At 66.7% G+C, this 24,203-nt stretch carries 25 protein-coding genes and 1 tRNA gene; 20 read left to right on the top strand and 6 right to left on the bottom strand.

Annotated elements, in window-relative coordinates; genetic code table 11:
* The 9 genes from lptC (at position 1) to LGN19_RS18670 (ending at position 7,710) form a co-directional block, all read left to right on the top strand.
* A complete protein-coding gene (gene lptC, locus LGN19_RS18710) occupies positions 1-615 on the top strand; it encodes an LPS export ABC transporter periplasmic protein LptC (RefSeq protein WP_174955661.1) in 615 nt (204 codons plus the stop codon).
* A 20-nt stretch (positions 616-635) separates the two neighbouring features.
* Entirely contained in the window at positions 636-1,301 is a 666-nt protein-coding gene (gene lptA, locus LGN19_RS18705) for a lipopolysaccharide transport periplasmic protein LptA (RefSeq protein ID WP_175221624.1), read from the top strand.
* Positions 1,298-2,074, top strand: a complete 777-nt coding sequence (gene lptB / locus LGN19_RS18700; protein ID WP_011353224.1) for an LPS export ABC transporter ATP-binding protein — start codon at positions 1,298-1,300, stop codon at positions 2,072-2,074. The genes lptA and lptB overlap by 4 nt, the downstream gene beginning before the upstream one ends.
* Positions 2,075-2,233: 159 nt before the next feature.
* A complete protein-coding gene (locus LGN19_RS18695; RefSeq protein WP_226216514.1) occupies positions 2,234-3,739 on the top strand; it encodes an RNA polymerase factor sigma-54 in 1,506 nt (501 codons plus the stop codon).
* Positions 3,740-3,897: 158 nt separating this feature from the next.
* Positions 3,898-4,257 (top strand): ribosome hibernation-promoting factor, HPF/YfiA family, encoded by a 360-nt coding sequence (hpf, locus tag LGN19_RS18690; RefSeq protein WP_006477786.1) that lies wholly within the window; start codon positions 3,898-3,900, stop codon positions 4,255-4,257.
* Positions 4,258-4,425: 168 nt separating this feature from the next.
* Positions 4,426-4,965 carry a PTS sugar transporter subunit IIA gene (locus LGN19_RS18685; protein ID WP_122946770.1) on the top strand — a complete coding sequence of 180 codons (540 nt, stop codon included), beginning with the start codon at positions 4,426-4,428 and terminating at the stop codon, positions 4,963-4,965.
* A gap of 129 nt (positions 4,966-5,094) precedes the next feature.
* Positions 5,095-6,063 carry an HPr(Ser) kinase/phosphatase gene (hprK, locus tag LGN19_RS18680; protein WP_011353227.1) on the top strand — a complete coding sequence of 323 codons (969 nt, stop codon included), beginning with the start codon at positions 5,095-5,097 and terminating at the stop codon, positions 6,061-6,063.
* Positions 6,064-6,138: 75 nt separating this feature from the next.
* Positions 6,139-7,047 (top strand): RNase adapter RapZ, encoded by a 909-nt coding sequence (gene rapZ, locus LGN19_RS18675; protein WP_043187318.1) that lies wholly within the window; start codon positions 6,139-6,141, stop codon positions 7,045-7,047.
* 27 nt (positions 7,048-7,074) lie between these two features.
* Complete coding sequence (locus tag LGN19_RS18670) at positions 7,075-7,710, top strand: LON peptidase substrate-binding domain-containing protein (protein ID WP_122946299.1); 636 nt, start codon at positions 7,075-7,077, stop codon at positions 7,708-7,710.
* Between the two features lie 287 nt (positions 7,711-7,997).
* Here the strand turns inward: LGN19_RS18670 and mutY are convergent, their stop codons facing one another.
* Together mutY and mutM are read right to left on the bottom strand one after the other, a co-directional pair.
* Entirely contained in the window at positions 7,998-9,104 is a 1,107-nt protein-coding gene (gene mutY, locus LGN19_RS18665; protein ID WP_226216512.1) for an A/G-specific adenine glycosylase, read from the bottom strand.
* Between the two features lie 24 nt (positions 9,105-9,128).
* Entirely contained in the window at positions 9,129-9,956 is an 828-nt protein-coding gene (mutM, locus tag LGN19_RS18660; protein ID WP_122946300.1) for a bifunctional DNA-formamidopyrimidine glycosylase/DNA-(apurinic or apyrimidinic site) lyase, read from the bottom strand.
* Between the two features lie 86 nt (positions 9,957-10,042).
* On the opposite strand from mutM, the gene LGN19_RS18655 reads away from it, so the two are divergent.
* The 8 genes from LGN19_RS18655 (at position 10,043) to hisC (ending at position 17,205) form a co-directional block, all read left to right on the top strand.
* Positions 10,043-11,866, top strand: a complete 1,824-nt coding sequence (locus tag LGN19_RS18655) for a tetratricopeptide repeat protein (RefSeq protein WP_122946301.1) — start codon at positions 10,043-10,045, stop codon at positions 11,864-11,866.
* Entirely contained in the window at positions 11,866-12,486 is a 621-nt protein-coding gene (lolB, locus tag LGN19_RS18650) for a lipoprotein insertase outer membrane protein LolB (RefSeq protein ID WP_122946302.1), read from the top strand. The genes LGN19_RS18655 and lolB overlap by 1 nt, the downstream gene beginning before the upstream one ends.
* Before the next feature lie 25 nt (positions 12,487-12,511).
* Positions 12,512-13,393 (top strand): 4-(cytidine 5'-diphospho)-2-C-methyl-D-erythritol kinase, encoded by an 882-nt coding sequence (gene ispE / locus LGN19_RS18645; protein WP_226216510.1) that lies wholly within the window; start codon positions 12,512-12,514, stop codon positions 13,391-13,393.
* Positions 13,394-13,448: 55 nt separating this feature from the next.
* Positions 13,449-13,525 (top strand) — tRNA-Gln (locus LGN19_RS18640).
* A gap of 45 nt (positions 13,526-13,570) precedes the next feature.
* Positions 13,571-14,533: a ribose-phosphate pyrophosphokinase gene (locus tag LGN19_RS18635; protein WP_043187297.1), complete on the top strand. Its 963-nt coding sequence runs from the start codon at positions 13,571-13,573 to the stop codon at positions 14,531-14,533.
* 161 nt (positions 14,534-14,694) lie between these two features.
* Positions 14,695-15,300 (top strand): 50S ribosomal protein L25/general stress protein Ctc, encoded by a 606-nt coding sequence (locus tag LGN19_RS18630; RefSeq protein WP_226216508.1) that lies wholly within the window; start codon positions 14,695-14,697, stop codon positions 15,298-15,300.
* A gap of 121 nt (positions 15,301-15,421) precedes the next feature.
* Positions 15,422-16,021: an aminoacyl-tRNA hydrolase gene (gene pth, locus LGN19_RS18625; RefSeq protein ID WP_006477776.1), complete on the top strand. Its 600-nt coding sequence runs from the start codon at positions 15,422-15,424 to the stop codon at positions 16,019-16,021.
* 116 nt (positions 16,022-16,137) lie between these two features.
* On the top strand, positions 16,138-17,205 hold the full coding sequence (gene hisC, locus LGN19_RS18620; RefSeq protein ID WP_226216506.1) for a histidinol-phosphate transaminase: 1,068 nt from the start codon (positions 16,138-16,140) through the stop codon (positions 17,203-17,205).
* An 84-nt stretch (positions 17,206-17,289) separates the two neighbouring features.
* On the opposite strand, the gene LGN19_RS18615 is transcribed toward hisC, so the two are convergent.
* The 3 genes from LGN19_RS18615 to rsmD all read right to left on the bottom strand — a co-directional run bounded on the left by LGN19_RS18615 (position 17,290) and on the right by rsmD (position 18,839).
* The gene (locus tag LGN19_RS18615) at positions 17,290-17,556 is read right to left on the bottom strand and encodes a YfhL family 4Fe-4S dicluster ferredoxin (protein WP_174916173.1); all 267 of its coding nucleotides are present in this window, start codon (positions 17,554-17,556) and stop codon (positions 17,290-17,292) included.
* Between the two features lie 59 nt (positions 17,557-17,615).
* Positions 17,616-18,113, bottom strand: a complete 498-nt coding sequence (gene coaD, locus LGN19_RS18610; protein ID WP_031403077.1) for a pantetheine-phosphate adenylyltransferase — start codon at positions 18,111-18,113, stop codon at positions 17,616-17,618.
* A 111-nt stretch (positions 18,114-18,224) separates the two neighbouring features.
* On the bottom strand, positions 18,225-18,839 hold the full coding sequence (rsmD, locus tag LGN19_RS18605; RefSeq protein WP_226216504.1) for a 16S rRNA (guanine(966)-N(2))-methyltransferase RsmD: 615 nt from the start codon (positions 18,837-18,839) through the stop codon (positions 18,225-18,227).
* 215 nt (positions 18,840-19,054) lie between these two features.
* On the opposite strand from rsmD, the gene ftsY reads away from it, so the two are divergent.
* Complete coding sequence (gene ftsY, locus LGN19_RS18600) at positions 19,055-20,209, top strand: signal recognition particle-docking protein FtsY (RefSeq protein WP_226216502.1); 1,155 nt, start codon at positions 19,055-19,057, stop codon at positions 20,207-20,209.
* A gap of 72 nt (positions 20,210-20,281) precedes the next feature.
* Here the strand turns inward: ftsY and maiA are convergent, their stop codons facing one another.
* Positions 20,282-20,926 carry a maleylacetoacetate isomerase gene (maiA, locus tag LGN19_RS18595; protein ID WP_226216500.1) on the bottom strand — a complete coding sequence of 215 codons (645 nt, stop codon included), beginning with the start codon at positions 20,924-20,926 and terminating at the stop codon, positions 20,282-20,284.
* Positions 20,927-21,121: 195 nt separating this feature from the next.
* Between maiA and ybiB the strand changes: the two genes are divergently transcribed.
* Positions 21,122-22,096 carry a DNA-binding protein YbiB gene (ybiB, locus tag LGN19_RS18590; RefSeq protein ID WP_226216498.1) on the top strand — a complete coding sequence of 325 codons (975 nt, stop codon included), beginning with the start codon at positions 21,122-21,124 and terminating at the stop codon, positions 22,094-22,096.
* 380 nt (positions 22,097-22,476) lie between these two features.
* Positions 22,477-24,126, top strand: coding sequence for a 2-isopropylmalate synthase (gene leuA / locus LGN19_RS18585; protein WP_174955675.1), 1,650 nt, complete (start codon positions 22,477-22,479; stop codon positions 24,124-24,126).
* Positions 24,127-24,203: the final 77 nt, after the last annotated feature.

The raw sequence follows: 24,203 nt of genomic DNA, 5'->3' as shown, positions 1-24,203 counted from the left end.
ATGAACACGCATTTCCGCTGGACCCAGTTGCTGCCGCTCGTCGCGGTCGCCGCGCTCGCGGGCATCACCTGGTGGCTGCTGCAGGCCACGCTGCCGCCGCCCGGCGAGGGCACCGTGCAGCCGAAGCGCCACACGCCCGACTATTTCGCCGACAACTTCTCGGTCACCGAGCTCGACCAGTCCGGCGCGACCCAGTACCGGCTGACGGCCGCGAAGCTGATCCATTACGAAGACACGGAAAGCAGCGACCTGGCCGATCCGGCCATGCGCGCGTTCCAGCCCGGCAAGCCGGTCGTGACGACCACCTCGAAGCGCGGCACCGTCAACGGCGACGTGTCGATCGTCGACTTGTACGACGACGCACGCATCCTGCGCGCGGCCGGCGGCGGCGATCCGCAGATGCAGGCCGATTCCCAGCATTTCCGGATCTTCGTCAATGACGATGTGATCCAGACCGAAAAGCCGGTTAAACTTCAGCGCGGCCTGTCGCTCGTCAACGCGACCGACGGCATGAAGTACAACAACGTCACCCGGGTCATCGAGCTTTACGGCAACGTGCGCGGCACGATCGCCGCGCAGGACACGTCCGGCGGCTCGAAAGGTCAACCCAAGTGACGCATCCCTCACGTGACTGCATGAACGAACCGTTCCCTCGACTGATTTCCGGCGGCGCTGCGCGCGCCGTCCGCGCCGCGCTTGCCGCGACGCTCGTGGCGCTCCCGCTGGTCGGGCTGGCGCCGCTCGCCCATGCCGAGAAGGCCGACCAGAACAAGCCGATCAACGTCGAGGCCGACAACCTGACCTATGACGACCTGAAGCAGGTCACGGTCGCGACCGGCAACGTCGTGATCACGAAGGGCACGATCATCATCAAGGGCGATCGCGTCGAAGTGCGCCAGGACCCGGAAGGCTATCAGTACGCGACCTCGTTCGGCAGCGGCAAGAAGCACGCAACCTTCCGCCAGAAGCGCGAAGGCATCGACGAGTACATCGACGGCGACGCCGAGCGCATCGACTACGACGGCAAGCAGGACCTGACCACGCTGACCACCGCCGCGACCGTGCGCCGCCTGCAGGGCACGACGACCGTCGCCGATACCGTGCACGGCAGCGTGATCACGTACGACGGCCAGCGCGACTTCTACACCGCGAAGGGCGGCAAGGACGTCGCCGCGCCGGGCAACCCGAACGGCCGCGTGCGCGCGATGCTGTCGCCGAAGAACGGCGGCCCCGCGCCGCTGAACGGCGCGCCGGCAAAGCTGTCGCCGTCGACCACGATCCAGGGGGCGCCGGGCCAATGAACGCGTTACCGAACCGCCAGCCGGCCGGCACCACGAGCTCGCTCGTCGTCCGCAACCTGAAGAAGCGCTACGGCTCGCGCACGGTCGTCAAGGACGTATCGCTCGACGTGAAGAGCGGCGAAGTCGTCGGCCTGCTCGGCCCGAACGGCGCCGGCAAGACCACGTCGTTCTACATGATCGTCGGCCTCGTGCCGCTCGACGCGGGCGAGATCTCGCTGAACGGCAGCTCGATCAGCCTGCTGCCGATCCACAAGCGCGCCTCGCTCGGCCTGTCGTACCTGCCGCAGGAAGCGTCCGTGTTCCGCAAGCTGACCGTCGAGGAAAACATCCGCGCGGTGCTCGAGCTGCAGCACGGCGAAGACGGCAAGCGGCTGTCGAAGGACGCGATCTCGTCGCGCGCCGAAGCGCTGCTCGACGAGCTGCAGATCGGCCACCTGCGCGAGAACCCCGCGCTGTCGCTGTCGGGCGGCGAGCGGCGCCGGGTCGAAATCGCGCGCGCGCTGGCCACCAACCCGAACTTCATCCTGCTCGACGAACCGTTCGCCGGCGTCGACCCGATCGCGGTGCTCGAGATCCAGAAGATCGTCAAGTTCCTGAAGCAGCGCAACATCGGCGTGCTGATTACCGATCACAACGTCCGCGAAACGCTCGGCATCTGCGATCACGCCTACATCATCAGCGACGGCTCGGTGCTCGCCGCCGGTGCGCCGAGCGAAATCATCGAAAACGAAAGCGTGCGCCGCGTGTACCTCGGCGAACACTTCCGGATGTAACTCCCCCTCGTGGCTGGCTGCACCCCGCCCGGCGTCGCCGCGCGGGGCCGCGCCCCGCTTCGCGGCCATGCCCGCGGCCGGGCGGCGCGCCGCGCGTAATCGCGGATGGCTCAACGCGCCTGGGTCGTGGCAAACTGCCGGTATGACCTCCTCCTTGCCATGAAAGCCAGCCTTCAACTCCGCCTGTCGCAACATCTGGCGCTGACGCCCCAGCTACAGCAGTCGATCCGGCTCCTGCAGTTGTCGACGCTCGAATTGCAGCAGGAAGTCGCGATGGCCGTCGCGCAGAATCCGCTGCTCGAGAACGACGACGAATGGATCGCGAGCCCGCTGCGTGTCGCAGCGGACGGATCGTTGATCGCGCAGACGCCTCCCGCACAGAACACCGAGCCCGCTTCGATGAACAGCGGCAGTTCGTCGAGCGATCGCGCCGAGCGCGACGAGCCGGCCGGCGCGGATGAATACGACAGCTACGCATCCGGCGACGGCAACGACGGCCCGCAGTGGAATCTCGACGAATTCGGCCGCTCGAGCGGCGCGTCCGACGACGACGACCTCCCGCCGCTGCAGGTGCAGGAAGCGGCGACGTCGCTGCGCGACCACCTGTCCGCGCAGTTGCGCGTCACGCAGGCCAGCCCGCGCGATCGTGCGCTCGTGATGTTCCTGATCGAATCGCTCGACGACGACGGCTACCTGACCGCGACGCTCGACGAAGTGCTCGCCGACCTGCCGCCCGAACTGGAGATCGACTGCGACGAACTGAACGCGGCGCTCGCGCTGCTGCACAGCTTCGATCCGGCCGGGGTCGGCGCCCGCTCGGCATCCGAATGCCTGAAGCTGCAGTTGCTGCGCCTCGATCCGTCCCCGACGCGCACGCTCGCGCTCGAGATCGTGTCGCAGCATCTCGAACTGCTCGCCGCCCGCGACTTCACGCGGTTGCGCAAGCACCTGAAGGCGAGCGACGACGCGCTGCGCGACGCGCACATGCTGATCCGCTCGCTGGAGCCGTTCCCCGGCGCCGCATACGGGAAGGCCGAGGCCGACTACGTCGTGCCCGACATCATCGTGAAGAAGGCCGGCCAGGGATGGCTCGCGGAGCTCAATCCGGAAGTCGTGCCGCGCCTGCGGATCAACAATCTCTACGCGAACATCCTGCGCAACAGCCGCGGCGATCCGTCGGCCGGTTCGCTCAAGCAACAGCTGCAGGAAGCACGCTGGCTGATCAAAAACATCCAGCAGCGATTCGACACGATCCTGCGTGTCGCGCAGGCGATTGTCGAGCGTCAAAAGAACTTCTTTGCGCACGGTGAAATTGCCATGCGCCCCTTGGTTTTGCGGGAAATAGCTGATACGCTGGGCCTACACGAGTCGACTGTCAGCCGTGTGACAACCGGGAAGTACATGCTGACCCCGTTCGGGACGCTTGAATTTAAGTACTTCTTCGGATCTCACGTCTCGACCGACACCGGTGGCGCCGCTTCGTCGACGGCCATCCGAGCCCTCATCAAGCAACTGATAGGAGCTGAAGACCCTAAATCGCCACTTTCGGACAGCCGCATTGCCGAGCTGCTGGCGGAACAAGGATTCGTGGTCGCGCGCCGCACGGTTGCGAAGTACCGCGAAGCCCTCAAGATCCCGGCAGTGAATCTACGCAAGTCTCTTTAAGCCTGCTGCCTGCCCGGCGGCAGGCGTGTTCCGGCCACCGCGCATACGGGGAACAGGCCGGGCGACCTGTCCGCGATACACCGCCTCGCGCGGTACGGGCAAGTCGACCGGAGCGCCGCCTCGATGCGGCCGGGTGGTCACTCGCTTGGAGAAGCACTATGAACCTGAAGATCAGTGGACATCATCTCGAAGTCACGCCTGCAATTCGCGAATACGTGATCACCAAGCTGGACCGGGTGCTACGGCATAGCGATCAGGTGATCGATGGCACTGTGATCCTCTCGGTCGACAACCACAAGGAAAAGGACAAGCAGCAGCGCGCGGAAATCAACCTGCACCTGAAGGGCAAGGACATCTTCGTCGAAAGTGCGAACGGTAACCTGTATGCAGCGATCGACCTGCTGATCGACAAGCTGGACCGTCAGGTCGTCAAGCACATGGAGCGCCTGCAAACGCATGCGCACGACCCGATCAAGCTTCAACCGTCGATCGACCAGATTGAACTGCCGCCGCAGTAACCTTCACCGCAACACACACGTCGCCCGGTTCGCCGGGCGTTTTTTTTGCGACTCCGCGCAGAGGTGCAACCGGTCCGTCCGCGCTGCGCCACGCACGCGGCTGTGCTCTATAATGTTCCGGTTATCGCCGGGGGGCGCTGGACGCGGTAGCTGCGTTGCAGGTTGCCGATGCCAAACGCCTTGATATCGCCGGACATGGGTAATCAGTCTGCCGCCGCAAGGAGACCCCAGGCCGCCCAATCGCCTGCCAACATGAATCGCCTAGCCAAAATCCTGCCCATAGAGAACGTCGTCATCGACCTCTCAGTCACCAGCAAGAAACGCGTGTTCGAACAAGCCGGGCTGATGTTCGAGAATCAGAACGGCATCGCCCGCAGCACCGTCACGGACAACCTGTTCGCGCGCGAGCGCCTCGGCTCGACCGGGCTCGGCGAAGGTGTCGCGATTCCGCACGGGCGCATCAAGGGTCTCAAGCACCCGCTCGCCGCGTTCGTCCGGCTCGCCGATGCGATCCCGTTCGAAGCCCCCGACGGCCAGCCGGTCGGCCTCCTGATTTTCCTGCTCGTGCCCGAGCAAGCCACCCAGCAGCACCTCGAGATCCTGTCGGAAATCGCGCAACTGCTGTCCGATCGCGACGCACGTGAGCGTCTGCACAACGAAACGGATATCGCCGAGTTGCATCGCCTGCTCACTCAGTGGCAACCTTGAGTTGATCCGGGCGGAATATTTTCCGGTACGCGGCGGCACACGCCGCCGTTCAGGGCCGCCCGGCGCCGGCCCGGCATGGCGACGCCCGTCGCCGCGCGCACGCACCGGCCCATTGGAGTGACGAGAGTCATGGATACGTCCAGCATCAACGCCCAGAGCATCTTCGACGACAACGCGGCCACGCTGAAGCTGAGCTGGCTGACGGGGCATGAAGGCTGGGAACGCGGCTTTTCGGCCGACACCGTCGGCAATGCCACCTCGAGCGCCGACCTCGTCGGCCACTTGAACCTGATCCACCCGAACCGGATCCAGGTGCTCGGCGAAGCCGAAATCGACTACTACCAGCGGCAGACCGACGAAGACCGCTCGCGCCACATGGCCGAGCTGATCGCGCTCGAACCGCCGTTCCTCGTCGTCGCCGGCGGCGCCGCGGCGCCGCCCGAACTCGTGCTGCGCTGCACGCGCTCGTCCACCCCGCTGTTCACGACGCCGATGTCGGCCGCCGCGGTGATCGACAGCCTGCGGCTCTACATGTCGCGGATCCTCGCGCCGCGCGCGACGCTGCACGGCGTGTTCATCGACATCCTCGGAATGGGCGTGCTGCTGACCGGCGATTCGGGCCTCGGCAAGAGCGAGCTCGGCCTCGAACTGATCAGCCGCGGCCACGGCCTCGTCGCCGACGACGCGGTCGATTTCGTCCGACTTGGCCCCGATTTCGTCGAAGGGCGCTGCCCGCCGCTGCTGCAGAACCTGCTCGAAGTGCGCGGCCTCGGCCTGCTCGACATCAAGACCATCTTCGGCGAAACCGCCGTGCGGCGGAAAATGAAGCTGAAGCTGATCGTCCAGCTCGTGCGGCGCCCCGACGGCGAATTCCAGCGCCTGCCGCTCGAAAGCCAGACCGTCGACGTGCTCGGCTTGCCGATCAGCAAGGTCACGATCCAGGTCGCGGCGGGCCGCAACCTCGCGGTGCTCGTCGAGGCGGCCGTCCGGAACACGATCCTGCAGTTGCGCGGAATCGACACATTGCGCGATTTCATGGATCGGCAACGACTCGCGATGCAAGATCCCGACAGTCAGTTCCCCGGCAAACTGGTGTAACCCGCACGCGCCGGCCGCGCAACGCCGACGCGTCGAGCCGGTGCTATGATGAAACGTCAGGATTCTCTGCTTCCCATGCGCATCGTCCTTATCACTGGCATCTCCGGCTCAGGCAAGTCCGTCGCGCTGAACGCGCTCGAAGACGCAGGCTATTACTGCGTCGACAACCTGCCGCCGCACGTGCTTCCCGAACTTGCCCGCTACCTCGCCGAGGACGGCCAGCGCCGGCTCGCGGTCGCGATCGACGCGCGCTCGAGTGCGTCGCTCGACGAAATGCCCGGCCTGATCCGCGAGCTGTCGCGCGAGCACGACGTGCGCGTGCTGTTCCTCAACGCGAGCACCCAGGCGCTGATCCAGCGCTTCTCCGAAACGCGCCGCCGCCATCCGCTGTCCGGTTCGCTGTCGCACGATGCGAACGTCGGCCTGCTGTCGTCGCTCGAGGAAGCGATCGAGCGCGAACGCCACCTCGTCGCACCGCTCGCCGAATTCGGCCACCAGATCGACACGAGCACGCTGCGCGCGAACGCGCTGCGGACGTGGGTCAAGCGCTTCATCGAGCAGAAGAACAACGACCTGATGGTGATGTTCGAATCGTTCGGCTTCAAGCGCGGCGTGCCGCTCGACGCCGACCTGATGTTCGACGTGCGCGCGCTGCCGAATCCGTACTACGACCACGAGTTGCGCCCGCTCACCGGGCTCGACCAGCCGGTCATCGCCTTTCTCGACGCACTGCCGATCGTCCACCAGATGATCGACGACATCCATGCGTTCCTGATGAAATGGCTGCCGCACTTCCGCGATGACAACCGCAGCTACCTGACCGTCGCCATCGGCTGCACGGGCGGGCAGCATCGTTCGGTGTTCATCGCGGAAACGCTCGCCACGCGCCTTGCGCACGAGGCGAACGTGATCGTGCGGCATCGTGACGCGCCAGTGGATGTCGACGCGTCGTCGCGGCTCGTCTCCGAGGTCGACCGACCCTAGCGACGCATGCCCCAACGCCCGCGCGCCATGTCCTCCCTATCGACCACCCTGATCGACCTGCCGCTGTTTCCGCTGCACACGGTGCTGTTTCCGGGGGGCCTGCTCCCGCTCAAGGTGTTCGAGGCGCGCTATCTCGACATGTCCCGCGCGTGCCTGCGCGACGACGCACCATTCGGCGTGTGCCTGCTGAAGAGCGGGCCCGAAGTCGCGCAGGACGGCGCCGTGTCGGTGCCCGAGACCATCGGCTGCATGGCGCGCATCACCGAGTGCGATACCGGCGAATTCGGGATGCTGTACCTGCAGACGGTCGGCACGCAGCGTTTCGAGCTGCTGTCGTATCGCGTCGAAGGCAACGGGCTGCTGGTCGGCATCGCAGAGCCGCTGCCCGACGACATCCCGCTCGAAGGCGAGCAAACGCTCGCGCAGTTCGGCTCGTGCGCCGAGGTGCTCGAGCGCATCATCGACGCGCTGAAGAAGTCCGAACCGGAGAAAATGCCGTTCGGTGAACCGTTCCGCCTCGACGATCCGAGCTGGGTGTCGAACCGCCTCGCGGAACTGCTGCCGCTCGACCTGCGCGCGCGGCAGAAGCTGATGGAGTTTCCGGACGTCGGCGCGCGCATCGACGCCGTGCACCACGTGCTCGGCCGGCACGGCTGGTTATAAAGGCCCCCGGACCTGTCGCTCCGCGCCAGGCCCCACGAGGGGGTCAAGAAAACTTGGGACGGCCCGGCGTTTTCCTGAGCGCGCCCCTGCCCAGTCGCTTCACGCGAGACTTCGGAAGGAATCTCCCCCAAAGCCGCTTCCTTCAGGACGGAAAGCTTGCGGTGGCCCGGCGTTCTCCTGAGCGCTCCCGGACCGCCACTTCGCGCCCGGTCTCCGAGCGGACTTCCTTCCGCACGGAAAATGTCGGGCCGCCCCACGTTTCGTTGAAAGCGCGCCCTTCCCCTTCGTTACAGCAGCGGCCCGCTCAGCGCATCGAGCAGCTTGCGCACCGGCGCCGGCACGCCGTACGCGTCGAGCCGGCTCAGCGGCACCCAGGCGGTGTCCGCATCCCGCGCGCCCGAAGGCAGCCCGTCGCCGTCGGCCATGTCGCTCAGCCGCGGCTCGATCTCGAGCCGGAAATGCGTAAACGTGTGCGTGAGCGGCGCGAGCGGCACCGTGCCGCCGCCGCCGAAACCGCGCGCGAGTTCCGCGAGCGCGGCGTCGCCGTCCGCTTGCGGCAAGCTCCACAGTCCGCCCCAGATGCCGGTCGGCGGCCGCCGCTCGAGCAGCACGGCGTCGCCGTCGCGCAGCACGAGCATCCAGGTCTTGCGCGTCGGCACGGCCTTCTTCGGCCGCGCGGCCGGCAGTTCGCGCTGGCGGCCCGTCGATTGCGCGACGCAGTCGCCCGCGAACGGGCAGCGCGCACAATCGGGCTTGCCGCGCACGCACAGCGTCGCGCCGAGATCCATCAGCCCCTGCGTATAGGCGCTCACGTCGGCCGCGTTCGCGGCGTCGGGCAACAGCGATTCGGCGAGCGCCCACATGTCGTTCTCGACGCGCTTCTCGCCCGGAAAGCCCTCGACGCCGAACACCCGCGCCAGCACGCGCTTCACGTTGCCGTCGAGGATCGTCGCGCGTGCGCCGTATGCGAACGACGCGATCGCCGCGGCCGTCGAACGGCCGATGCCCGGCAGTTCGGCCAGCGCGTCGGGCGTCGCCGGAAACGCGCCGCCGTGCTCGGCGACGACGACCTGTGCGCAGCGGTGCAGGTTGCGCGCGCGCGAGTAGTAACCGAGCCCCGCCCACAACGCCATCACGTCGTCGGTCGGCGCGGCCGCGAGCGCGGCAACATCGGGGTAACGTTCGAGAAAGCGCGTGTAATACGGGATGACGGTCGACACCTGCGTCTGCTGCAGCATGATTTCCGACAGCCAGATCCGGTACGGATCGCGGGTGTTCTGCCACGGCAGGTCGTGGCGGCCATGCTCGCGCTGCCACGCGACCAGGCGTGTGGCAAACGTGCGGTGCAGCGGCGTAACGGGGAACGGAGCGGGGGCGATGCGGGGCGGCTTCAAGTTATCTAATCGCGAAAAAAGGTTTCAACGCTGGCACGTCGGGCAGAAATAGGTCGACCGCTGGCCCTGCACGATCTGGCGGATCGGCGTGCCGCATACGCGGCAAGGCTGGCCCGCACGGTCGTAGACGAAGCAGTCGAGCTGGAAATAGCCGCTTTCGCCGTTGCTGCCGACAAAATCGCGCAACGTGCTGCCGCCGCGCTCGATCGCGTCGGCGAGCGTCGCGCGCACCGCATCGGCCAGCCGCTCGTAGCGCGGCAGCGAGACCTTGCCGGCGGCCGTCGTCGGCCGGATGCCGGCGCGAAACAGGCTCTCCGACGCATAGATGTTGCCGACGCCAACGACCATGTCGCCCGCGAGCAGCGCCTGCTTGACCGACACGGTGCGGCCGCGCGTGCGCGCGTGCAGCAGCGCGCCGGTAAACGCCGGCGAGAACGGCTCGACGCCAAGGCTCGCGAGGAGCGGATGCGCATGCACGTCACCCGCGTCGCGCGGGTGCCACAGCACCGCGCCGAAGCGGCGCGGATCGCGGAACCGCAGCACGAATTCGTCGAAGATCCAGTCGATGTGGTCATGCTTCGCGGCAGCCGGTACGCCATCTGCGGGCAACACGCGCAGCGTGCCCGTCATGCCGAGATGGACGATGAACCAGCCCGCATCGACCTCGAACAGCAGATACTTGCCGCGACGCTCGACGCCGAGCACCTCGCGCGCGCGCAACTGCTCGGCGAGCCCGGCCGGCACGGGCCAGCGCAGCATCGCGGTACGGACGTCGACACGCTCGACGCGGCGGCCTGCGACAAAGGGCTCGATGCCCCGGCGCGTGACTTCGACTTCTGGCAACTCTGGCATTGTTTGCGGGTCTGAGACTGGATTACCGATCGTGCGTGTATTGTAGCGAGCGCGTTACAATCGGTTGAAACATCGAACGGATTTCCATGACCCTGCCCTCGAAGCTGCTTCAGAAGCGCCCCGCCGCCGTGCGCGGCGCGCGCGCCTTCCCGGTCCGCCGTGCACTCGGCGCCGCGTTGTTTGCCGCCTGGACCCTTACCGCCTTCCCGGCCCACGCGCAGGATCCGGCATCGGACGACGCGGAGCCGCAGGGCGCGTTCGAGCATGTGATGCCGGACGAGAGCAAGAATCTCCCCAGCGTGCCGCTGACGAGCCAGATCGTCTACCAGGTGCTCGCCGCCGAGGTCGCGCTCCAGCGTAACCAGCCCGCGCCGGCCTACCAGACCTACCTCGCGCTCGCCCGCGACACGCGCGATCCGCGCATGGCGCAGCGTGCGACCGAGATCGCGCTCGGCGCGCAGAGCCCGGCCGACGCACTGTCCGCCGCGAACCTGTGGCGTCAGTACTCCCCGGATTCGAACCGCGCATCGCAGGTCGACGCCGCACTGCTGGTGCTCGCCGGCAAGCCGGCCGACGCGCAGCCGATGCTCGCGCGCGAACTGGCCCGGGCGACCGGCGAGACGCGCGGCCCGGCGATCCTCGCGCTGCAGGCGCTGCTCGTGCGCGGCCCCGACCGCGTCGGCGGCCTCGCAGTGCTGAAGGACATGCTGAAGAACGACCTGAACCGGCCCGAGGCCCAGCTCGCGATCGCGCGCCAGCAGCTTGCCGTCGACGACAAGGACGGCGCCGCGCAGTCGCTGAAGCAGGCGCTGCAGATCCGCCCCGACTACCTGCCGGCCGCCCTGATGCTGTCGCAGATGGGGCCCGCGGAACGTGCGGCGGGCATCGCGTCGTTCGAGAAGTATGTTCAGCAGAATCCGAAATCGCGCGATGCGCGGCTCGCGCTGTCGCAGCTCTATCTCGCCGACGATCGCCTCGACGACGCGCAGAAGCAGTTCGAGACGATGCGCAAGCTCGACTCGAAGGATCCGACGCCGCTGATGGCGCTCGCGCTGATCAAGATCCAGCAGAAGAAGCTCGACGAAGCGACCGTCTACCTGAAGCAATACGTACAGCTCGGCGACAAGCAGCCGAACCTCGACGTCGGCCAGGGCTACATCTACCTCGCGCAGATCGCGATCGACCAGGATAACGACGCGCAGGCGTCGCAATGGCTCGACAAGGTCGACCAGACGAGCCAGCACTACCTCCCCGCGCAGATCACGCGCGCGCAACTGCTGCAGAAACAAGGCAAGACCGACGAGGCACGCAAGGTGCTCGACGACCTGCCGATCACGGATCCGCGCGATGCGGCCGTGGTTGCACGCACCGACGCGTCGATCCTGTTCACCGCGAAGCGCTACCCGGAAGCCGAGGCCCGGCTCGGGCAGGCGGTCCAGGACTTCCCCGACGATCCCGACCTGCGCTACGACTACGCGATGGCGGCCGAAAAGACCGGCCACTACACGACGATGGAAAAGCAGCTGCGCGAGCTGATCCGCACGCAGCCCGACAATCCGCAGGCGTACAACGCGCTCGGCTATTCGCTCGCCGACCGCAACCAGCGGCTGCCCGAAGCCAGCAAGCTGATCGACAAGGCGATGACGCTCGCACCGAACGACGCGTACATCATGGACAGCCTCGGCTGGGTGAAGTACCGGATGGGCGATACGGCCGGCGCGGCGAAGGTGCTGCAGCGCGCGTACGAACTGCAGCCGAACGCCGAAATCGGTGCGCATCTCGGCGAAGTGCTGTGGAAGAGCGGCGCGCAGGACGACGCGCGTACCGCGTGGCGCGCCGCGCAGAAGCTCGAGCCGGACAACGACACGCTCGTGCAGACGCTGAAGCGCCTCCAGATCAACGGTCTCTGATGCAGATGTTCCCGACGTTTTCCCTGTCCTCCCGCGCGCAGCGCACGCTGGCCGCAGCCGGCGCGGCGCTCGCGCTCGCCGGCTGCGCGAGCACGCCGCCGTCGGCAAACGCACCGACCGGCGCCGCGCTGCAGACTGCCGCCACGCACGCTTACCATGGCCGCTTCGCGGTGCAGTACGACGACCGTCTCGGCAAGCAGCAGAACGTGTACGGCAACTTCGACTGGCAGGAGCACGGCGACGACGTGTCGCTCGAGCTGCGCAGCCCGCTCGGCCAGACGCTCGCGGTCGTGAAGTCGACGCCGCAAGCGGCGTCGCTCGAATTGCCGAACCGTCCGACGCAATATGCGCCGGACGTCGGCGACCTGATGCAGAAAACGCTCGGCTTCGAACTGCCGCTCGCGGGCCTGCGCTACTGGCTGCTGCCGACCGCCGCGCCCGCGACGCCCGCGGAGACGGTGCGCGATCCGGCCGACGGCACGCGCGTCAAGCAGATCCGCCAGGACGGCTGGACGATCGACTACCTCGCCTACGCGGATGCCCCGGCCACGGGCGTCAAACGCGTCAACCTCGTGCGCGCGACACCGCCGCTCGACATCAAGCTCGTGCTCGATCAGTGAGCACCCGCCTAGCCCAGACATACGCATGACCGATTCGACCCGCTCGCTGCGCAACTGCCTTGCGCCCGCGAAACTCAACCTGTTCCTGCACATCACCGGCCGCCGTCCGAACGGCTATCACGATCTGCAGAGCGTGTTCCAGCTGCTGAACTGGGGTGACACGCTGCACTTCACGCTGCGCGACGACGGTCGCGTCGCGCGCGTCACCGACGTGCCTGGCGTGCCCGAGGAAAGCGACCTCGTCGTGCGCGCGGCCAACCTGCTGAAAGCGCATACGGGCACCGCGCTCGGTGTCGACATCGAGATCGACAAGTGCCTGCCGATGGGAGCCGGCCTCGGCGGCGGCAGCTCCGACGCGGCGACGACGCTGCTCGCGCTGAACCGCCTGTGGCAACTCGACCTGCCGCGTGCCGAGCTCCAGTCGCTCGCGGTAAAACTCGGCGCAGACGTCCCGTTTTTTATTTTTGGAAAAAATGCGTTCGCAGAGGGTATCGGAGAAGAATTAGCTGAGGTACAATTGCCGACTCGCTGGTTCTTGGTTGTAACGCCTCGCGTTCACGTCCCAACCGCTGAAATATTTTCAGATAAGTTGTTGACAAGAGATTCGAAGCGCGTCACAATTACGGACTTTCTTGCACAGCAAAACAGCGACGCGGGATGGCCAGATAGTTTCGGTCGGAACGATATGCAGCAAGTTGTGACAAGTAAGTACGCGGAAGTTGCGCAGGTGGTCAAATGGTTGTATGATGTGACCCCCGCGAGGATGACCGGCTCCGGAGCAAGCGTGTTTGCAGCGTTTCGCAGCAAACATGAGGCAGAAGCGGCGCAAGCCAAGCTGCCCACCGGTTGGAATGGTGCAGTTGCCGAGAGTCTGAACGAGCATCCGCTCTTCGCTTTCGCGTCATGAAGTTTTACTTTGCCGGATGGCCTACACAAGTCCGGTGAAGTTATCAGTTAAGTGTAGGGGAGTCGCCAAGTTGGTCAAGGCACCGGATTTTGATTCCGGCATGCGAGGGTTCGAGTCCTTCCTCCCCTGCCAAAAATTTTTCCCGCATTTCCCGCCCAAGCCTGAAGCAGGTGCACGATGAGCAGCCACAGCCATGATGGCCTGATGGTCTTTACTGGCAACGCGAATCCCGCGCTCGCCCAGGAAGTCGTCAATATCCTTGGAATCCCCCTCGGCAAAGCAATGGTCAGCCGTTTCTCCGACGGCGAGATCCAGGTCGAGATCCAGGAAAACGTGCGCGGCAAGGACGTCTTCGTCCTGCAATCCACGTGCGCACCGACGAACGACAACCTGATGGAACTGATGATCATGGTCGATGCGCTCAAGCGCGCATCCGCCGGCCGGATCACTGCAGCCATCCCCTACTTCGGCTACGCCCGTCAGGATCGCCGCCCGCGTTCGGCGCGCGTCGCGATCTCGGCGAAGGTCATCGCGAACATGCTGGAAATCGCCGGCGTCGAGCGGATCATCACGATGGATCTGCACGCCGACCAGATTCAGGGCTTCTTCGACATCCCGGTCGACAACATCTACGCAACGCCGATCCTGCTGGGTGACCTGCGCAAGCAGAACTACTCGGATCTGCTCGTCGTGTCGCCGGACGTCGGCGGCGTGGTGCGTGCCCGGGCACTGGCGAAGCAGCTCAACTGCGATCTCGCGATCATCGACAAGCGTCGCCCGAAGGCGAACGTCTCCGAAGTGATGAACATCATCGGTGAAGTCGAAGGCCGCACCTGCGTGATCATGGACGACATGGTCGATACGGCAGGCACGCTCTGCAAGGCCGCGCAAGTGCTGAAGGAACGCGGCGCGAAGCAGGTATTCGCCTACGCGACGCACCCGGTGCTGTCGGGTGGCGCAGCCGATCGCATCGCCGCGTCGGCACTCGACGAACTGGTCGTCACCGACACGATCCCGCTGTCCGCCGAATCGCTGGGCTGCTCGAAGATCCGTGCACTGACGAGCGCGAGCCTGCTGGCCGAAACGTTCTCGCGGATCCGCCGCGGCGATTCGGTGATGTCGCTGTTCGCGGAATCCTGATCGCGAGTCGACTAAACAAAGCATGCGCAGAAAGCGAAGCGGCAACGCTTCGCTTTTTGCACAATCGGACGGGATAGACGAAACCCCGGCCGTTTCATCGGGGGCCGCCGTTTGACGGCCCCGTTTTACTGCCTGGTCGCGGGCAGCCATTGGAGAATTACATGAAAGTCGTCGCTTTCGAGCGCCAAGAGCAAGGTACGGGTGCGAGCCGCCGCCTGCGCAACGCTGGTAAGACCACGGGTATCGTTTACGGTGGCGAAGCAGCCCCGCAAAAGATCGAACTCGATCACAACGCCCTGTGGCACGCCCTGAAGAAGGAAGCATTCCACTCGTCGATCCTCGATCTCGACGTGGCTGGCCAGTCGCAACAGGTTCTGCTGCGCGACGTGCAATACCACCCGTTCAAGCAACTGGTGCTGCACGTGGACTTCCAACGCGTTGACGCGAAGAAGAAGCTGCACACGAAGGCTCCGCTGCACTTCCTGAACGCGGAAATCAGCCCGGCCGTGAAGCTGTCGAGCGCGATCGTTTCGCACGTCGCGACGGAAATCGAAATCGAGTGCCTGCCGGCTGACCTGCCGGAGTTCCTCGAAGTCGACCTGTCGAAGATCGAAGCGGGTCAATCGCTGCACGCGAAGGACATCACGCTGCCGAAGGGCGTCGCGCTGGTCGCGCACGTCGACGCGGAAAACCCGGTTGTCGCATCGGCGACGGTCCCGGCTGGTGCCGTGTCGGACGCAGCAGAAGGCGAAAAGCCGGCTGCCTAAGCGGGCTGCTTACGCGCCCCATCGACCCGTTTCACGAAACGGTCGACGCAACCCGCCGCGGCTTGCCCGGCGGGTTTTTCTTTTTCTGCGCCCAGGCGGCCGTTGCCGCCTTCGAAACGTCATGATCAAACTGATCGTCGGCCTCGGCAATCCCGGGGCGGAATACACCGCGACGCGCCACAACGCCGGCTTCTGGCTGATCGACCAGCTCGCCCGCGAAGCAGGCACGACGCTGCGCGACGAACGCCGCTTCCACGGCTTCTACGCGAAAGCGCGCCTGCACGGCGAGGAAGTCCACCTGCTCGAGCCGCAAACCTACATGAACCGCTCCGGCCAGTCGGTCGTCGCGCTCGCGCAATTCTTCAAGATCCTGCCCGACCAGATCCTCGTCGCGCACGACGAGCTCGACCTGCCGCCCGGCACCGTGAAACTGAAGCTCGGCGGCGGCAGCGGCGGCCACAACGGCCTGAAGGACATCACCGCGCACCTGTCGTCGCAGCAGTACTGGCGGCTGCGGATCGGCATCGGCCATCCGCGCGACCTGATTCCCGAAAGCGCGCGCGCGGGCGCGAAGCCCGACGTCGCGAACTTCGTGCTGAAGCCGCCGCGCCGCGAAGAACAGGACGTGATCGACGCGTCGATCGAACGCGCGCTCGCGGTGATGCCGATGGTCGTCAAGGGCGAACTCGACCGCGCGACGATGCAGCTGCATCGCAACTGACCGCATCGCACCGCTCCGGTGCATCGAGCCGTCCGGCGTCACCGGGCGGCTCCGCCCGCCCCCACCCTGCGCGCACATGCGGTAATCTGGTCGCTTTGCCCGACAGGAGCCAAGCGGTGAGCCGTTACTGGAGCGACGTCGTTCAGCAACTCGTGCCTTACGTGCCGGGCGAGCAGCCCGCGCTCGCACACCCCGTCAAGCTGAACACCAACGAGAATCCCTATCCGCCGTCGCCGCGCGTCGTCGCGGCGATCGCGCGCGAACTCGGCGAGACCGGCGACACGCTGCGCCGCTATCCCGACCCCGTTGCGCGCGCGCTGCGCGAGTCGGTCGCGGCGCATCACCGCATCAAGCCCGACCAGGTGTTCGTCGGCAACGGCTCCGACGAGGTGCTCGCGCACACGTTCCAGGCGCTGCTCAAGCACGACCGGCCGCTGCGCTTCCCCGACATCACGTACAGCTTCTATCCGACCTATGCGCGCCTGTACGGCGTGCAGACGTCGATCGTGCCGCTCGCGGACGATTTCTCGATCCGCGTCGACGACTATCTCGACGATGCCGGCGGCGTGCTGTTTCCGAATCCGAACGCGCCGACCGGGCGCGCGCTGCCGCTCGCGGACGTCGAACGGATTGCGGCCGCGAATCCATCGTCGGTCGTCGTGATCGACGAGGCATATGTCGACTTCGGCGCGCAGTCCGCGATTACGTTGATCGACCGCCATCCGAACCTGCTCGTCGTGCACACGACGTCGAAGGCGCGCTCGCTCGCGGGCATGCGCGTCGGTTTCGCGTTCGGCGATGCCGCACTGATCGACGCGCTGAACCGCGTGAAGGACAGCTTCAACTCGTACCCGCTCGACCGGCTCGCGCAAGTCGCCGCGCAGGCAGCATACGAAGACACCGATTATTTCAGCGCAACCTGCCGGCGCGTGATCGACAGCCGGACGCGGCTCACGCACGCGCTCGACGCGCTCGGTTTCGACGTCGTGCCGTCGGCCGCGAATTTCGTGTTCGCGCGCCATCCCGCGCACGACGCGGGTGCGATTGCGGCGAAACTGAAGGAACGGGAAATTTTCGTGCGGCACTTCCGGCTGCCGCGGATCGACCAGCACCTGCGCATCACCGTCGGCACCGACGCCGAATGCGATGCACTCGTCGCGGCGTTGTGCGAGCTGCTGGACTGAAACGAGAGAACCGGCGCCAGGCGGCGCCGATCCGGTTGCGTGACGTGCGTGCCGAAGGGCTCGAGCGCGCGCGTCACCGCGGGGTCACGACGCGTCGTCGCCCTTCGCGGCGGTCAACGCGTGATACTTCTCCATCAATTGCGCGTGCGATTCGTCATGCTGCGGATCGCGCGGAATGCATTCGACCGGACACACCTGCTGGCACTGCGGTTCGTCGAAATGGCCGACGCACTCGGTGCACTTGTTCGGGTCGATCACGTAGATGTCCGTGCCCATCGAAATCGCGCCGTTCGGGCACTCGGGCTCGCACACGTCGCAATTGATGCACTCGTCGGTAATCATCAAAGCCATACTGATCTCACTTCTTCAGGCCGGCGGCCGGCTTCGCAACGAAACCGGCCGGCGCCGCATTACGCGGCAGGGCCTCCCATCGCAGCGACTTTCTCGGTCAGCCACTTCTCGACGGACGGGAACACGAACTTGCTGACATCGCCGCCCAACTGCGCGATTTCGCGCACGATCGTCCCCGAGATGAACTGGTACTGATCGGACGGCGTCATGAACATCGTCTCGACGTCGGGCAACAGGTAGCGGTTCATCCCCGCCATCTGGAACTCATATTCGAAATCGGACACGGCGCGCAGGCCGCGCACGATCACGCGCGCATTGTTGGTGCGGACGAAATCCTTCAGGAGGCCGGTGAAACTCATCACCTTCACGTTCGGATAATGGCCGAGCACCTCGTTCGCAATCGTCAGACGTTCTTCCAGCGAGAAGAACGGCTTTTTCGCGCGGCTGTCGGCGACGCCAACCACCAGCGTATCAAAAATGCTCGACGCACGCCGCACGAGGTCTTCGTGCCCGCGCGTCAGCGGATCGAACGTACCGGGATACACGGCGACTACCATGTCGCTCCTCCTGTCATCACGCAAACGGGATGGCAGCCGTGCGATGCGCACGCCGCTGCCGAGATGGGCATGCGTCGCCTTTGCGGCGCGCCGCCTCGTATGGAACGCGCATTATTCATCATTTTCGCGCCGCAGCAAATGATAGTGAACCGCACCGGCCTTGCCGTGCTTCACGACCTGCCAGCCCGCGAGCGCGTCGTGCGCGGCCGGATCGAGTTCCGCCCCTGCTTCGACGTACAGCGCGCCGCCCGCCGCGACGAGCGATGCCGCCAGCGCGATCGCGCGCTCGAGCACGGCCAGATCGCCGAACGGCGGATCGAGGAACACGACGTCGAACGCGCCCGGCGTGAGCCCGGCCGCGAGCCGCAACGCGTCCGCCTCCGCGACCTCGACCGCTCGCGCGCCGAGCTTGTCCTTGATCGCCCGCAGCTGTTGCGCGGCACGCGGATGGCGCTCGACCATCACGACGCTCGCCGCGCCGCGCGACGCGGCCTCGAAACCGAGCGCGCCGGTGCCCGCGAACAGGTCGAGGCAACGCCAGCCTTCGAGATCCTGGCCGAGCCAGTTGAACAGCGTCTCGCGCACGCGATCGGGCGTCGGCCGCAGGCCGTCGAGATCGAGCACGGCGAGCGGCGTGCGTTTCCAGTCACCGCCGATGATGCGGATCGTGTGCGGCTTGCCGCGGCTGGAAGGGGCCGCCGGGCGGCCGGGAGAGGAACGGGACATACGGAATATCGACGACGGAGGGACCGGGCGCGCAAGAGGGCGCACCGCTAAACAGGCGCACGTTACCACAGCGGCGCCGCACACTGACGCGAGCGCCCCGCCGCACTGATAAAATGCACGGTTTCGGCCGCCGTGCGCCGCGCCCGCGCGAACGCAGAACGGCCCGTCCGGTGCCCGCCCCTGGCGGCGGCCCGTCCTCTTCCCGACGTCAGACCATGTTCAGCTTCTTCAAACGATTCAAGAAAACGCAGGAGCCCGATCCGGCGGAATCGCAATCGGCCGACGCGCAGCCAACGGACGAACCGTCCGATGCGCCCGCGGTCGAGGCTCCGCCTGTGGCCGAAGTGCCGCGAGCGCCCGCGCAACCGGCCGCGCCGGCCGTCGTGATGACGGTCACGCCGACCAACGACGGCCGCGACGAAGTCGTCGAGACGGTCGAAATCGTTCCGCCGCCGCTGCAGGACGCCACCGCGAAGAAATCGTGGCTCGCGCGCCTGAAAACGGGGCTCGCCAAGACGGGCTCGAGCATCACCGGCGTGTTCGTCAACACGAAGATCGACGAGGATCTGTACGAGGAGCTCGAAACCGCGCTGCTGATGTCCGACGCGGGCGTCGACGCGACCGAGTACCTGCTCGGCGCGCTGCGCGAAAAGGTGCGCGCGGGCCGCCTGACCGACCCGCAGCAGGTAAAGGCCGCGCTGCACGACCTGCTCGTCGAGCTGCTCTCGCCGCTCGAGAAATCGCTGATGCTCGGCCGCGCGCAGCCGCTCGTGATGATGATCACCGGCGTGAACGGTGCGGGCAAGACGACCAGCATCGGCAAGCTCGCGAAGCATCTGCAGAGCTTCGACCAGTCGGTGCTGCTGGCCGCGGGCGACACGTTCCGCGCGGCCGCGCGCGAACAGCTGGCGGTCTGGGGCGAGCGCAACAACGTGACGGTCGTGCAGCAGGAAAGCGGCGATCCGGCCGCAGTGATCTTCGACGCGGTCAGCGCCGCGCGCGCGCGCAAGATCGACGTGATGATGGCCGATACTGCCGGCCGCCTGCCGACGCAGCTCCACCTGATGGAAGAGCTGAAGAAGGTAAAGCGCGTGATCTCGAAGGCGCACGACGGCGCGCCGCACGAAGTGCTGCTGGTGATCGACGCGAACACCGGCCAGAACGCGCTCACGCAGGTCAAGGCATTCGACGACGCGCTCGGGCTCACCGGCCTGATCGTCACGAAGCTCGACGGCACCGCGAAGGGCGGGATTCTCGCCGCGATCGCGCGGCAGCGCCCGGTACCCGTCTACTTCATCGGCGTCGGCGAGAAGGTCGAGGATCTGCAGCCGTTCAGCGCGGTCGAATTCGCGGACGCGCTGCTCGGCTGAACACCGCCGGCCCGCCTCGCACAGGGCGCCTTCGGGCGCCCTTTTTCATGCGCGCCGCGGGGCGCGCTTCGCTCACTCGGCGTCAGGCTGCACGCCTGGCTCGGCGGCCTTGAACGCATCGATCGCCGCCGCATGGTCGACGATCCGCTGGATCGTCGGATAGCGCGTCGTGTCGATCGAGAAGCGGTTCGCATTGAACACCTGCGGCACGAGGCACACGTCGGCGAGCGTCGGTGTGTCGCCGAAGCACAGCTTGCCGGTGCGCGGATCGCTCGCGAGACGCGTCTCGAGCGATTCGAAGCCCGCCTCGATCCAGTGCCGGTACCACGCGTTCTTCGCCTCCTCGGGCACCTGCAGCGTGTGCTTCAGGTACTTCAGCACGCGCAGGTTGTTGAGCGGATGGATTTCGCACGCGATCTGCAGCGCGACCGCACGCACATACGCGCGATCGACCGGCTGCTTCGGCAGCAGCGCCGGTTCCGGATGGGTTTCCTCGAGATATTCGATGATCGCGAGCGACTGCTGCAGCGTCGCGTCGCCGTCGGTCAGCGTCGGCACGACCGCGTCCGGATTCAGCGCGCGGTACGCGTCCTTCAGTTGCTCGCCGCCGTCGCGCAGCATGTGCACGGGCACATAGTCGAACGGCAGCTGCTTCAGGTTCAGGGCGATCCGCACGCGGTACGACGCGGAACTGCGGAAATAGCTGTAGAGCTTCATGGGATGTCTCTCGTAGTCGTATTCGGCCGGCAACGGCACGGGCGCGGCGCAGCCGGCGCGCGCACCGCCGGGAACCAGAGTGTAGCGCGCCGCGCTGCGCGGCCTCGCTTGGCGACAGCCTCACCCGTGCGATACTCGGGGCATTCCTCACCGTTCACAGCGCGGCCCGATGCCGGCCGCCCGCCCCACGCCCCGATGACCGCTTCCCACGATCCCGCTGCCGTTCCGTTCCCGTGCGCCCGCTTCATCAAGGAAATCGGCCGCGGCCCGCACGGCGCACGCGCACTGTCCGCCGAGGACACGTTCGAGCTTTATCGCGCGATGCTCGACGCGCGCGTGTCGGACGTCGAACTCGGCGCGATCCTGATCGCCTATCGGCTGAAGGGCGAATCCGCCGACGAGCTGGCTGCGATGCTCGCCGCCGCGCAGGCGTCGTTCGCGCCGGTGCACGTGCAGGACGCCGCGTTCCGCCCCGTGTCGATCCCGAGCTACAACGGCGCGCGCAAGCAGCCGAACCTCGTGCCGCTGCTCGCGCTGCTGCTCGCGCGCGAAGGCGTGCCGGTGCTCGTGCATGGCGTCGAGCAGGATCCAGGCCGTGTGACGAGCGCCGAGATTTTCTCGGCGCTGTCGCTCGCGCCATCGACGTCGCACGATGCGATCGAGGACACGCTTGCCGAGCGCCGCGTCGCGTTCGCGTCGATCGAAGTATTGGCGCCGCGTATCGCGCATCTGCTGTCGATGCGCAGCGTGCTCGGCGTGCGCAACTCGACGCACACGCTCGTGAAGATCCTGCAGCCGTTCGCGCCGGCCGGCCTGCGGCTCGTCAACTACACGCACCCGCCGTACCGCGACAGCCTGGCTCAATTGTTCCGCGACCATCCGGACGCTGCGCTCGGCGGCGCGCTGCTGGCTCGCGGCACCGAGGGCGAAGCCGTTGCCGATACGCGACGCCAGGTGCAGGTCGACTGGCTGCACGAAGGCGTGTGCGACACGCTGATCGAGGCCGAGCGCTCGTCGACCGATGCGTCCCCCGTCGCGCTGCCCGAATCGCGCGATGCGGCCACGACGGCCGCGTGGACCGACGCCGTATTGCGCGGCGAAGTACCGGTGCCCGACACGGTCGCCCGGCAGGTCGCGACGATCGTGCAGATCGCCCGCATCGCGCGCTGACGGCACGCTCGCGAACCGGCCCCGCTTGCAGGGCATTTGACACGCGAGCGCATCCTGGCATAGAGTTGCCGTCATGCGTTCCTTTCCGAACACCCTCCGAATTACGTCCGGCCGCCTAGCGCGGCCGCTATCGCTACGACTAGCCTAAGGCTTTCGTAGCGCCGTGTGCTGTCCGCACGGTCCCTCCCAGCAGTTCCTCGCAGTACCCCTCTCGCAGTTTTTACAACCCGAAGTCGTCAGCATTCGTCCGTCTATCCGTCGGCCGATTCGCGAAGATCATCCGCATCCGCAGCGCGCTTACGTGCCGCGGAGCGAGGCAGCGCCAACCGTCGCCCATGCCGCCCGTCTTCGCTCGCGACTTGAGACCCGAGGTCCAGAAGATGCAGCGCAATCCGCAAGACAAGTACCGCCCGTTCGAGCCCGTCCGCCTCAATGGCCGCAAATGGCCGTCGCGCACCATCGAGCGCGCGCCCGTCTGGATGAGCACCGACCTGCGCGACGGCAACCAGTCGCTGATCGAGCCGATGAGCATCGAGCAGAAGCTCGAATTCTTCGAGATGCTGGTTGCGATCGGGTTCAAGGAGATCGAAGTCGGTTTTCCGTCGGCTTCGCAAACCGACTTCGATTTCGTCCGCAAGCTGATCGACGACAAGCGGATTCCCGACGACGTGACGATCGAAGTGCTCGTGCAGGCGCGCGAAGACCTGATCGCCCGCACGTTCGACGCGCTCGAGGGCGTGCCGCGCGCGATCGTGCACCTGTACAACGCGGTCTGCCCGTCGTTCCGCCGCATCGTGTTCGGGATGTCGAAGGCCGACGTGAAAGCGCTCGCGATCGACGGCACGCGCATCATCAAGGAACACGCCGCCGCGCGCCCCGACACGCAGTGGACCTTCCAGTACTCGCCGGAAACCTTCAGCATGACCGAGCTGACGTTCGCGCGCGAGATCTGCGACGCAGTCGCGCAAACCTGGCGCCCGACCCGCGATCACAAGATGATCGTCAACCTGCCGGCCACCGTCGAAGCCGCGAGCCCGAACGTGTTCGCCGACCAGATCGAGTGGATGGACCGCAACCTCGCGTATCGCGACAGCATCGTGCTGTCCGTGCATCCGCACAACGACCGCGGCACCGCGGTCGCGGCGGCCGAACTCGCGCTGCTCGCCGGCGCCGACCGCATCGAGGGCTGCCTGTTCGGCAACGGCGAGCGCACCGGCAACGTCGATCTCGTCACGCTCGCGCTGAATCTCTACACGCAAGGCATCGATCCGGGCCTCGATTTCTCCGACATCGACGCCGTGCGCCGCGTCGTCGAACGCTGCAACCAGATTCCCGTGCATCCGCGCCATCCGTACGCGGGCGACCTCGTGTTCACCGCATTCTCGGGCTCGCACCAGGACGCGATCCGCAAGGGCTTCGCGCAGCAGCGCCCCGACGCGGCCTGGGAAGTGCCGTACTTGCCGATCGACCCGGCCGACCTCGGCCGCAGCTATGACGCGGTGATCCGCGTGAACAGCCAGTCCGGCAAGGGCGGCGCGACGTTCCTGCTCGAACGCGGGATGGGCTTCACGCCGACGCGCCGCGTGCAGATCGAATTCAGCCATGCGGTGCAGACGCTCGCCGACGCGTCCGGCGAGGAAGTGACGGGCGACGCGATCTGCGCGCTGTTCGCGAGCGAATTCTTCGACACCGACGGGCCGGCTGCGCGTCACGGCAGCGGCGCGCGCTGGCGGAACCGCGAGATCGCTGCGCCGGCGGCGGCGGCGGACACGACGCCCGACGATGCCGTGCGACGTATGGCCGCAGCCTTCGCGGCGGCCGCCGACGCCGCGATCGACGTCGCGACGTGCGAACACGCGCGCACGACGGACGGGCGGATCGCGGTATCGGTCGGCTGCCGGGTCGGCGATGCGCCGCTGCGGCACGGTGTCGGCCTGCACGCCGATGCGGCAAGCGCCGCGCTCGATGCGGTCGTCAGTGCGATCAACCGCTCGGCCTGGCACTGCGCGGATCGCCGCGCGGCGGCCTGACCGCCGGGTTCCGTTTCAGGGTTCAAACGTCAGCGAGCGGGGCGTGACCGCCCGTGCGCCGCGCGATCCGCGCCGCA

Origin of the sequence: Burkholderia sp. AU30198, assembly GCF_020419825.1 — a bacterium.
In the GTDB taxonomy this organism is placed as follows: domain Bacteria; phylum Pseudomonadota; class Gammaproteobacteria; order Burkholderiales; family Burkholderiaceae; genus Burkholderia.
Note: the sequence above shows the minus strand (reverse complement) of the source record. Positions and strands in the feature narration are given on the sequence as shown.

Excerpts from the sequence above, each read along its gene's own strand:
- lptC (WP_174955661.1), top strand. The coding sequence starts at position 1 with ATGAACACGCATTTCCGCTGGACCCAGTTGCTGCCGCTCGTCGCGGTC.
- lptA (WP_175221624.1), top strand. The coding sequence starts at position 636 with ATGAACGAACCGTTCCCTCGACTGATTTCCGGCGGCGCTGCGCGCGCC.
- lptB (WP_011353224.1), top strand. The coding sequence starts at position 1,298 with ATGAACGCGTTACCGAACCGCCAGCCGGCCGGCACCACGAGCTCGCTC.
- LGN19_RS18695 (WP_226216514.1), top strand. The coding sequence starts at position 2,234 with ATGAAAGCCAGCCTTCAACTCCGCCTGTCGCAACATCTGGCGCTGACG.
- hpf (WP_006477786.1), top strand. The coding sequence starts at position 3,898 with ATGAACCTGAAGATCAGTGGACATCATCTCGAAGTCACGCCTGCAATT.
- LGN19_RS18685 (WP_122946770.1), top strand. The coding sequence starts at position 4,426 with ATGCCAAACGCCTTGATATCGCCGGACATGGGTAATCAGTCTGCCGCC.
- hprK (WP_011353227.1), top strand. The coding sequence starts at position 5,095 with ATGGATACGTCCAGCATCAACGCCCAGAGCATCTTCGACGACAACGCG.
- rapZ (WP_043187318.1), top strand. The coding sequence starts at position 6,139 with ATGCGCATCGTCCTTATCACTGGCATCTCCGGCTCAGGCAAGTCCGTC.
- LGN19_RS18670 (WP_122946299.1), top strand. The coding sequence starts at position 7,075 with ATGTCCTCCCTATCGACCACCCTGATCGACCTGCCGCTGTTTCCGCTG.
- mutM (WP_122946300.1), bottom strand. The coding sequence starts at position 9,956 with ATGCCAGAGTTGCCAGAAGTCGAAGTCACGCGCCGGGGCATCGAGCCC.
- LGN19_RS18655 (WP_122946301.1), top strand. The coding sequence starts at position 10,043 with ATGACCCTGCCCTCGAAGCTGCTTCAGAAGCGCCCCGCCGCCGTGCGC.
- lolB (WP_122946302.1), top strand. The coding sequence starts at position 11,866 with ATGCAGATGTTCCCGACGTTTTCCCTGTCCTCCCGCGCGCAGCGCACG.
- ispE (WP_226216510.1), top strand. The coding sequence starts at position 12,512 with ATGACCGATTCGACCCGCTCGCTGCGCAACTGCCTTGCGCCCGCGAAA.
- LGN19_RS18635 (WP_043187297.1), top strand. The coding sequence starts at position 13,571 with ATGAGCAGCCACAGCCATGATGGCCTGATGGTCTTTACTGGCAACGCG.
- LGN19_RS18630 (WP_226216508.1), top strand. The coding sequence starts at position 14,695 with ATGAAAGTCGTCGCTTTCGAGCGCCAAGAGCAAGGTACGGGTGCGAGC.
- pth (WP_006477776.1), top strand. The coding sequence starts at position 15,422 with ATGATCAAACTGATCGTCGGCCTCGGCAATCCCGGGGCGGAATACACC.
- LGN19_RS18615 (WP_174916173.1), bottom strand. The coding sequence starts at position 17,556 with ATGGCTTTGATGATTACCGACGAGTGCATCAATTGCGACGTGTGCGAG.
- coaD (WP_031403077.1), bottom strand. The coding sequence starts at position 18,113 with ATGGTAGTCGCCGTGTATCCCGGTACGTTCGATCCGCTGACGCGCGGG.
- rsmD (WP_226216504.1), bottom strand. The coding sequence starts at position 18,839 with ATGTCCCGTTCCTCTCCCGGCCGCCCGGCGGCCCCTTCCAGCCGCGGC.
- ftsY (WP_226216502.1), top strand. The coding sequence starts at position 19,055 with ATGTTCAGCTTCTTCAAACGATTCAAGAAAACGCAGGAGCCCGATCCG.
- maiA (WP_226216500.1), bottom strand. The coding sequence starts at position 20,926 with ATGAAGCTCTACAGCTATTTCCGCAGTTCCGCGTCGTACCGCGTGCGG.
- ybiB (WP_226216498.1), top strand. The coding sequence starts at position 21,122 with ATGACCGCTTCCCACGATCCCGCTGCCGTTCCGTTCCCGTGCGCCCGC.
- leuA (WP_174955675.1), top strand. The coding sequence starts at position 22,477 with ATGCAGCGCAATCCGCAAGACAAGTACCGCCCGTTCGAGCCCGTCCGC.